10 protein-coding genes are annotated in these 9,276 nt (G+C 62.2%); all 10 read left to right on the forward strand.

Annotation, left to right across the window (positions count from 1 at the left end):
- Nucleotides 1-138: 138 nt before the first annotated feature.
- Nucleotides 139-1,362: a diaminopropionate ammonia-lyase gene (locus tag NP534_RS03355; protein ID WP_274097773.1), complete on the forward strand. Its 1,224-nt coding sequence runs from the start codon at nucleotides 139-141 to the stop codon at nucleotides 1,360-1,362.
- Between the two features lie 75 nt (nucleotides 1,363-1,437).
- Nucleotides 1,438-3,069 (forward strand): APC family permease, encoded by a 1,632-nt coding sequence (locus NP534_RS03360; protein ID WP_274097774.1) that lies wholly within the window; start codon nucleotides 1,438-1,440, stop codon nucleotides 3,067-3,069.
- 15 nt (nucleotides 3,070-3,084) lie between these two features.
- Entirely contained in the window at nucleotides 3,085-4,266 is a 1,182-nt protein-coding gene (locus NP534_RS03365; RefSeq protein ID WP_274097775.1) for a M20 aminoacylase family protein, read from the forward strand.
- Between the two features lie 96 nt (nucleotides 4,267-4,362).
- Nucleotides 4,363-4,890 (forward strand): AAA family ATPase, encoded by a 528-nt coding sequence (locus NP534_RS03370; RefSeq protein ID WP_274097776.1) that lies wholly within the window; start codon nucleotides 4,363-4,365, stop codon nucleotides 4,888-4,890.
- Between the two features lie 264 nt (nucleotides 4,891-5,154).
- Nucleotides 5,155-6,006 (forward strand): STAS domain-containing protein, encoded by an 852-nt coding sequence (locus NP534_RS03375; protein ID WP_156311480.1) that lies wholly within the window; start codon nucleotides 5,155-5,157, stop codon nucleotides 6,004-6,006.
- A gap of 4 nt (nucleotides 6,007-6,010) precedes the next feature.
- Nucleotides 6,011-6,373 carry an STAS domain-containing protein gene (locus NP534_RS03380; protein WP_033698520.1) on the forward strand — a complete coding sequence of 121 codons (363 nt, stop codon included), beginning with the start codon at nucleotides 6,011-6,013 and terminating at the stop codon, nucleotides 6,371-6,373.
- Nucleotides 6,370-6,774: an anti-sigma regulatory factor gene (locus tag NP534_RS03385; RefSeq protein ID WP_186660907.1), complete on the forward strand. Its 405-nt coding sequence runs from the start codon at nucleotides 6,370-6,372 to the stop codon at nucleotides 6,772-6,774. Before NP534_RS03380 ends, NP534_RS03385 begins: the two co-directional genes overlap by 4 nt.
- On the forward strand, nucleotides 6,765-7,781 hold the full coding sequence (locus NP534_RS03390; RefSeq protein ID WP_186664429.1) for an anti-sigma regulatory factor: 1,017 nt from the start codon (nucleotides 6,765-6,767) through the stop codon (nucleotides 7,779-7,781). Before NP534_RS03385 ends, NP534_RS03390 begins: the two co-directional genes overlap by 10 nt.
- The gene (locus tag NP534_RS03395; protein ID WP_186664427.1) at nucleotides 7,774-8,649 is read left to right on the forward strand and encodes a sensor histidine kinase; all 876 of its coding nucleotides are present in this window, start codon (nucleotides 7,774-7,776) and stop codon (nucleotides 8,647-8,649) included. The genes NP534_RS03390 and NP534_RS03395 overlap by 8 nt, the downstream gene beginning before the upstream one ends.
- On the forward strand, nucleotides 8,639-9,276 hold a 638-nt coding region (locus tag NP534_RS03400), incomplete at its 3' end, for a response regulator transcription factor (protein ID WP_274097777.1). The genes NP534_RS03395 and NP534_RS03400, both read left to right, overlap by 11 nt.

The raw sequence follows: 9,276 nt of genomic DNA on the forward strand, positions 1-9,276 counted from the left end.
CATAGGGTGATCAGGGTGCAAGGCCAGGGCCTCGCGCACTGCTTGTGCACCCTCGTTGATTCCTACTCTCGATCCCACACCGCTGAGGCCTGAATACAGCGGTAGGGGCTTCTTGTTGCCTGTTGAAAGGAGAGCTGCATGTTTATCGCCAACCCCAAGGCCAGCCGCCAGCCTTACCCGGACTCGCTCAAAGCGGTCATGAGCATCGCCAAGGCCCATGAAAGCCGCCAGTGGTTGTCCCGCTGGTCACAGCTCAATGCGGGGGCAACACCCTTGTATTCGCTGCCTGACCTGGCAGGTGCGCTTGGTGTGGCGCAGATTATGGTGAAAGACGAATCCGTGCGCTCGGTGTTGGGCAGTTTCAAGGCCTTGGGCGCACCCATCGCGCTGGTGCGGCTGGTCTTGCGGACCTTCCCTGAACAGCAGTTTGACCCGCATGGGCTGCTGGACGGCAAATACGCTGGGGTGCTGGCGGACTTCACCGTGGTCAGTGCCACCGATGGCAATCACGGCAAAGGGCTGGCGGCTGCCGCTCAAAGCATGGGTTGCCGCTGCGTGATCGTGCTGCATGCGCAGGTCAGTATCGAGCGCGAGCAGGCCATCGCCGCCTACGGCGCGCAGATCGTGCGTATCACCGGCAACTATGACCAATCCGTCGAGCACGCTGCTGCCCTGGCCGCCAGCAACCACTGGGTGGTGGTTTCTGATACCTCCTACGACGGTTACGAGGTGATCCCCCGTGATGTCATGCAGGGCTACGGCACTATCGCGGCGGAAATCGTCGAGGCGACGGCAACGGGTGCGGCAAAACCTGCTTTCACCCATGTGTTTCTGCAAGGCGGGGTAGGTGGCCTGGCGGCAGGCATCGTCAGCTACCTGTGGGAACAGTACGGGGCAGGCCGGCCTACCTTCATCATGGTTGAGCCCGTGCAGGCTGATTGCTTGTACCAAAGTGCGCTTGCCGGCAGACCGGCACGGGCGACCGGCTCGGTGGACTCGGTGATGGCCGGGCTGGCGTGTGGCGAAACCTCGCCGTTGGCCTGGCGGTTCCTGGCCTCCAGTGTCGATTACTTCATGACCATCGAAGATGACCAGGCCATCGCAGCCATGCGCCGCCTGGCCGCTGGCAGTGCGCGGGACATTCCACTGGTAGCGGGTGAATCCAGTGTCGCCGGGCTGGCTGCTCTCGAGTGCCTGGTCGAAGCCGCAGACCGCGCCACAGACCTGGGCATCAACGCCAATTCTCGGGTGTTGTTGATCAGCACCGAAGGCGCCACCGCCCCCGGCGTCTACGCCGAGCTGCTGGGCGAGAGCGCAGAGTCGGTGCTGGCCCGCCAGAGCGCCTGGGCGCCCGCCGCCTGAGCCCTAGGCAGGTTTACCCAAGGGCTTGGGCCAAGCGCTTGGGTGCTCCACACAAGAACAACAATCGGAGACTCCATGAACACGATAAAACGAGACATCAGCCCGTGGTCGCTGATGCTGACCGGCCTCGGCTCCATCATCGGCTCAGGCTGGCTGTTTGGCGCCTGGCACGCTTCGGCCATTGCCGGGCCGGCTGCAATCCTGGCATGGGTCATTGGTGCAGTTGTGGTCCTTGCGATCGCCCTCACTTATGCCGAAATGGGCGCCATGTTCCCGGAGTCAGGCGGCATGGTGCGCTACGCACGGTACTCGCATGGATCGCTGGTTGGCTTCATGGCCGCATGGGCAAACTGGATCTCGATCGTTTCAGTCATCCCCATCGAAGCGATTGCCTCGGTCCAGTACATGGCCTCCTGGCCATTCCCCTGGGCGAGGGCGTTGGTACATCAGGGTGAACTGACCACCACAGGGCTGGTCGGCAGCGGGGCATTGGTACTGGTGTATTTCGCCCTCAATTACTGGGGGGTGAAACTGTTCGTCAAGACCAACACGGCCATTACCGTGTTCAAGCTGGTGGTGCCTGTATTGACTGCGGTGGCGTTGAGCATGGCCAGCTTCAACAGCGAGAACTTTGGTGACGGTTCAGTCTCCAGTTTCGCCCCCTATGGGTGGTCAGCCGTGTTCACGGCCGTTGCCGCCAGCGGCATCGTATTCAGTTACAACGGTTTCCAGAGCCCGGTCAGCCTCGCCGGGGAGGCCCGTAACCCGGGGCGTAGCATCCCATTCGCGTTGATCGGCTCGGTGCTGATCGCTTTGATCATCTACGTGCTGCTGCAGGTGGCCTTCATCGGGGCGGTAAGCCCTGAAAGCATTGCTTCGGGCTGGCACAGCCTGAACTTTGACTCGCCGTTGGCGCAGTTGGCCTTGGCGCTGAACCTCAACTGGCTGGCGATGCTGCTTTATCTGGACGCGTTCGTGAGCCCATCGGGTACGGGGGCAATCTATACCGCGACCACTGCGCGAATGATCTATGCGATGGAGAAGAACAACACGCTGCCCAAGGTGTTCGGCAACCTCCACCCACTGTATGGCGTCCCGCGTCAGGCGATGTGGCTGAACCTGGCGGTGAGCTTTGTCTTCCTGTTCTTCTTCCGGGGGTGGGGCACGCTGGCTGCGGTGATTTCTGTCGCGGTGATCATTTCGTTTTTGACAGGCCCGGTCAGCGTGATGTCCTTGCGAGTGCATGCAGCCGATGTCAAACGCCCTCTGCGCTTGAAGGGGATGGCCGTCATAGCCCCATTTGCCTTCATCTGTGCATCGCTGGTGTTGTACTGGGCGCGCTGGCCATTGACCGGCCAGGTCATCCTGTTGGTGATCGGTGCATTGCCCCTGTACTTCTATTACCAGGCTAAAAGCGGTTGGACGGGGTTTGCTCGTGAAGTGCGTGCCGCAGTGTGGTTGATCGGCTATCTGCCGGCTATGGCGCTGGTGTCCTGCATCGGCAGTGAAGCATTTGGTGGGCTTGGCATCTTGCCTGAGGGTGTGGACATGGCCGTCGTGGCCGCTGTCGCATTCGCGTTCTATCGCTTGGGGGTTCGCAGTGGCTATCGCACCCCGTATCTGGCCGAGAGCAGTGTCTGGCACAACGACGACGCTGCGCACTCGATACCTCCACCGTCTGATCGACACCCTTCGCTGACCCAGTAACAGGAGACTCACCGCATGAGCAACGAGCAAGCATTCGAGCAGCGCATCAAGCAATGGCGGCACACCTTCCATCGCCACCCTGAAACCGGATTCGAAGAGTTCACGACGGCAGACGAGGTTGCCAGCATCCTCACAGGTCTAGGCCTGGAAGTGCACAGGGGAATAGGCGGAACAGGGGTTGTTGCAAGCCTGACAGTGGGGGAGGGGCGTGGGGTAATCGGCATTCGCGCCGACATGGATGCCTTGAACATCACCGAGCAGGCGAAAGGGCGCGCTCACGCGTCCTGCAACCCTGGAAAGATGCATGCCTGTGGCCACGACGGGCACATGGCGATGGTCCTGGGCGCTGCAGCGCTTCTGTGCAGTAGGCGCGACTTCGAGGGTACCGTCAGGTTCATCTTCCAGCCAGCGGAGGAACACGGCCGCGGCGCCAAGGCGATGATGGCGGATGGGCTGTTCGAGCGCTTTCCGGTGGATGCCATCTACGGTGCCCACAACATGCCTGGCATGCCGGCAGGCCATATCGCAACGCGCGCTGGGGGGATCATGGCCAGCGAAGATAACTTCGTCATCCAGATCCAGGGGCGGGGCACCCATGCGGCTCGGCCGCACATGGGTATCGACCCCTTGGTGATTGGTGCCGAGATCGTACTGGCGTTGCAAACCATCGTTTCGCGCAATGTCGACCCCAGCTTGCCTGCAGTGATTTCCTGCACCGAATTCGTCACTGACGGTATTCGCAACGCCATCCCCACGCATGTGACGATCAAAGGGGACACCCGTAGTTACAGCTCTGAGGTGCAGCGTCTGCTTGAGCAGCGCATGCGCGAAATCAGTGAAGGCATTTGCCGAATGCATGGCGCCACGTGCCGGTTCGAGTACAGCCACGAGTTTGCGCCGACCGTTAACTGGGCGAACAATACCGACATTGCCATTGCAGCTGCACGCAATGTGGTGGGTGACAAGGCCGTAGACCCAGAGGTGTCACCCATGATGATTTCCGAAGACTTCGGCGCATTCATCCAGACGGTGCCAGGCAACTTCGTGTTCATTGGCAACGGCGCAGAGGGGCAGGACGGAGCGACGCCCCTGCACAATGCCGGCTATGACTTCAACGATGAAATACTGATGACCGGTGCGCGGTACTTTGCCGAGTTGGTGAGGGTCAGTCTTCCTGGAGTACACGTGAAAGAGTAAGAAAGTGTAATTCGGCGCCTTTGATCGCATTCTGGTCTTGGGTTGATTGGCCAAAACCCGCACAATTGCCGGCTTTTTTCGCCACAGGAAGCCGCCATGCAACGGATTGTGATTCTGGGAAATGCCGGCAGCGGCAAGTCGACCCTTGCCCGCGCCCTGGGCAAGCGCCTCGGCCTGCCGGTGGTTCACCTGGACACCTTGTTCTGGGAGGCCGGCTGGGTCGAGCCTGACGCCGAGCAGTTCCGCACCCGGGTCGGCGAGGCGATTGCGGGGCAGGCCTGGGTGTGTGAAGGCAACTATGCCCGGCGCACCTTCGACCTGCGCCTGCCCCGTGCCGACCTGGTCATCTGGCTCGATACGCCTCGGCTGACCTGCTTCAAGCGGGTGATCGTACGCAGCGTGATGAACCGGCCCCGGCCTGACCTGCCAGCGGGGTGTACAGAGAAGCTCGACCGGGCGTTCCTGACGTTCCTGAATTTCGTGTGGCAGTTCGACCGTGGCTACCGCCCAGGTATCGATGCACTGCGCCAGGCGATCGGGCCCGATGTTGCTACCGTGCACTTGCGCAGCAGCCGGCAGATCGCTGCATTTCTAGCCAGCTTGCCCGCAGCCGGCGGGCAGTAGCGCCCGCAAGGCGGCGGTCACGACGATGGCGAGGTTTAAACGGCGGTTCATGCATGGCTGGGGAAGTAGGGGGCTGCGATTTGCTTGTCGGGAGATAGCTCGTCGCCAACGCGGGCCGTAAACATGGCCTAGAGTTAGCGGCACGCATGGCGGCGCAATGCAATTAATTGCCGATCGCCACAACTATTTTCATTGGCAAATGTCACTTTCCGGAGCCGGCACGATTCTCGAGGCACCGGCGAGGCATATCGGAGCGAACTTGACATGGCAGCACTGCAAAGCAGTACGTTGGAAGCGATTGTCGGCAATCAGGCGCAATTGCAGCGTAGTTGGCTTGAAGCACTCGAAGCCAAGGGGGCGGCGCGTAATATCCGTGAACAGGACCTGCGCCAGGAGACCCGTGATTTCCTGCAATTGGTGATCGACGGCCTGGGCCGTGAGAGCGGCACCAACATTGGCGCCGAAGGCTGGGAGGAGACGCGCCGCTTCCTGGAAAAACTCTCTGCCAGCCGTGCGCAGGTCGGTCAGGAATCCCACCAGACCGCGTTCTTCATCTTTGCCCTGAAAGGGCCGCTGTTCGACCTGCTGCAAGCCCATTACCGCGAGCAGCCCGCGCTGCTGGCCGAACAGCTATGGGAAATTTCTTCACTGTTCGATGCCTTCGGGTTGCATACCATCCGCACCTACCAGAAAAACCGCGAGGCAGTGATCAAGCGTCAGCAAGAGGAACTGCTGGAGCTGTCCACCCCGGTGGTGAAACTGTGGGAGGGCGTACTGGCGCTGCCATTGATCGGCACGCTTGACTCCCAGCGCAGCCAGACGGTGATGGAGTCGTTGTTGCAACGCATCGTCGACACAGGCTCGGAAATCGCCATCATCGACATCACCGGTGTGCCGACGGTCGATACCCTGGTGGCCCAGCACCTGCTCAAGACCGTAACCGCCATCCGCCTGATGGGCGCCGACTGCATCATCAGCGGCGTGCGCCCGCAGATTGCGCAAACCATCGTGCACCTGGGCCTGGACCTGGGCACCCTGACCACCAAGTCCAACCTGGCCGATGCGCTGAAACTGGCGCTGTCGCGCCTGGGTACCACTGCTGGCGAGCGAGTGTGAGGCAATGGAGCGTATCCCCATATTGCAAATGGGCGAGTTCCTGCTGGTGACCATCCAGGTCGACATGCATGACCAACTGGCACTGCGCCTGCAGGACGATCTTACCGATCGCATCGAACACACCAGCGCCCGGGGCGTGCTGATCGACATCTCGGCGCTGGACATGGTCGATTCGTTCATCGGCCGCATGATCGCCACTATTTCGGGGTTGTCACGGATCATGGATGCCGAGACCGTTCTGGTCGGCATGCAGCCAGCGGTCGCGATCACGCTGGTGGAGCTCGGGCTAACCCTGCCCGGGGTCAGCACTGCACTCAATGTCGATCGTGGCATGCACCTGTTGCGCAAGCGGGTAGGCCGCCCATGACCATTCGCGAGCATGGCAGCCAGCCGGTACGCATCGAACAGGACGTCGTGCTGGCCCGCCAATTGACGCGCAAGCTCGCCAGTGACTGCGGCATGCGCCTGGTCGACCTGACCAAGCTGGTCACGGCCGTGAGTGAGCTGGCCCGCAACACCGTGGTGTACGGCGGGGGCGGCGACATGGACTGGGAGGTCATCGAAGAGGCTGGGCGTACGGGTGTACGTCTGGTCTTCCGGGATGAGGGGCCAGGCATTGCCGACATCAAACTGGCCTTGACCGATGGCTGGACATCCGGCAGTGGCTTGGGCCTTGGCCTGACCGGGGCGCGACGCCTGGTCGATGAGTTCGAGCTGAATACCGCGCCCGGGCAAGGCACCCGGGTAATGATCACCCGATGGATATGAACCTGACCGCAAGCCTGACCCAGGTCCTGCGCATTGATGATGGCACCCAGGTCGGGCACGCCCGACGGGTCGCGCAGAAACTCGCCGAACAGCAGGGCTTTGACGCCACCGATGCGGGCCGGGCGGCCATTGTCGCGACCGAACTGGCCAGCAATGTGCTCAAGCATGCCAAATGCGGCGAACTGCACCTGCGCGTGCTTGGCCCTGCCAGCCAGCCTGGCATCGAACTGCTGGCGGTGGATCGCGGCCAAGGTTTCGACCTCAACCATTGCCTGGTCGACGGTTACTCCACCGGCGCAACCGCGGGTATTGGCCTGGGCGCTGTCAGCCGCTTGGCGCAGGTATTCGATGTGCACAGCGATGCCCAAGGGGCCGTGGTGCTGGCGCGCCTTTATAAACAGGCTGATACGCCCAGGGACATTCGCCTGGGTATCAGCCAGCATTCGCTGCATGACGACCCGGCCTGCGGTGATACGTGGCACGTGACGCTCGGCGAGCAGCGTTTGAGTGCGTTGCTGATCGACGGCCTGGGCCATGGCGAGGAGGCTGAACGCGCCGCCAAGGCCGGTGCCCAGGCGTTCGCCCAGAGCCCGTTCAGTGCACCGCTACATCTGCTGGGCGAATTGCACCAGGCCATGGCAGGTACGCGCGGTGGGGCTGTTGCGATTGCCCAGTATGAAGGGGGGCACGACAGCGTGAAGTTCATCGGCATCGGTAACATTGGCGCAACATTGGTCGGTGGCGATAGACCGCGTGGCCTGGCCTCTCACCCGGGCATCGTCGGTGGTCAGTACCGCAAGGGGCAAGTGTTCGACTACGCTCATGTGAAGGGGAATCTGTTGATCATGTTCAGTGACGGCCTGCAATCTCGCTGGAACCTCCAAGCCTACCCGGGCCTGCTGCACCGCCACCCGGCCGTGATCGCTGCGGTACTGCATCGCGACTTCTGCCGTGGGCGGGACGATGTGACTGTGCTGGTGCTCGACCTGGAGACCGTGCATGCCTGAGTCAACGCCCGAAAACCGCGCCGCGCAGGCTGCCTGTGTGGCACGCCTGCAGGCCGAAAATGAAGCGCTGCGCGCAGAACTGGAAGAAACCAACCAGGGGGTGCTGGCGCTCTACGCAGAGCTGGACACCCAAGCCGAGCAGTTACGCCAGGCATCGGACCTGAAAAGCCGCTTCCTTTCCTACATGAGCCATGAGTTCCGCACGCCGCTGGGCTCGATCCTGAGCATCACCAGCCTGCTCGCCGATGAGGTGGACGGGCCGCTGAGCAAGGAGCAGCAATTGCAGGTGGCCTTCGTCAGCATTGCAACGCGCGAACTCAGCGACATGGTCGACGACCTGCTCGACCTGGCCAAGATCGAGGCCGGCCGTATCACCATCTCGCCAGCCTGGTTCGACATGCTCGACCTGTTCGCCGCCTTGCGCGGGATGTTCCGGCCAATCGTCGACACCGGTAGCGTGGACCTGATCTTCGAAGAGCCAGAGGGGCTGCCGCAGATCTACACCGATGACAAGAAGCTGGCGCAGATCCTGCGCAATTTCATCGCCAATGCGCTCAAGTTCACCACCCGCGGAGAGGTGCGGGTGTCGGCGCAACTGCTGGGCAACGACCAGATCCGTTTTGCTGTCACCGACACCGGCATCGGCATCGCCCCTGAGCTGCTGGGTGGCTTGTTCGAAGACTTCGCCCAGATCGACTCGCCGCTGCAGAAACGCCTGCGCGGCACCGGCCTTGGCTTGTCACTGTGCAAACGCTTCGCGGCCCTGCTGGGCGGCGAGGTGGGGGTGGAGAGCGTACCGGGCGCCGGTTCCACGTTCTTTGTCATCATTCCGCTGGCTCTGGCTCAGGAGAGCGCTGATGAACCCTGACATTCGCCTGCTCATCGTCGACGACAACGCAGCCACCCGCTATGCGCTGCGCCGGCGCCTGGCGTTGCATGGCTACCAGATCCTCGAAGCGGGCACCGGTGGCGAGGGGTTGGCACTGATCCACAGTGAGCAGATCGATGGGTTGATCCTGGATGTCAACCTGCCCGACATGAGCGGCTTCGATATTGTCCGGTTGCTCCGTGCCGACCCTGAGACCGCCTTGCTGCCGGTAATTCACGTGTCGGCGGCGTCGATCCAGACCGGCGACATCATTACCGGGCTCGATGCCGGTGCCGACGCCTACCTGGTGCACCCGGTGGACCCGGATGTGCTGGTCGCCACCCTGCGGACCCTGATGCGGGTGCGCGATACCGAGCGGGCGCTGCGCGCAAGCGAGGCCAACTTCCGGGAAATTTTCAACAATGTGTCGGCACCGATCGCCGTGCTCGATGCCGGGCTCAAGGTGCATGAGTGCAACCGTGCATTTGCCCAGCTGATCCAGGACAACTGCAACCCCGACACACTGCAGGAGTGCTTTGTCGACGGCCAGCAAGCCGCCATTGTCGCCTTGCGCCAGCACATGGCCGATGGCCGGCGCTGGCGTGGCACCCTCGGCATGAGCGTGCG

Source organism: Pseudomonas sp. 39004 (genome assembly GCF_028682155.1).
GTDB lineage: Bacteria > Pseudomonadota > Gammaproteobacteria > Pseudomonadales > Pseudomonadaceae > Aquipseudomonas > Aquipseudomonas capeferrum.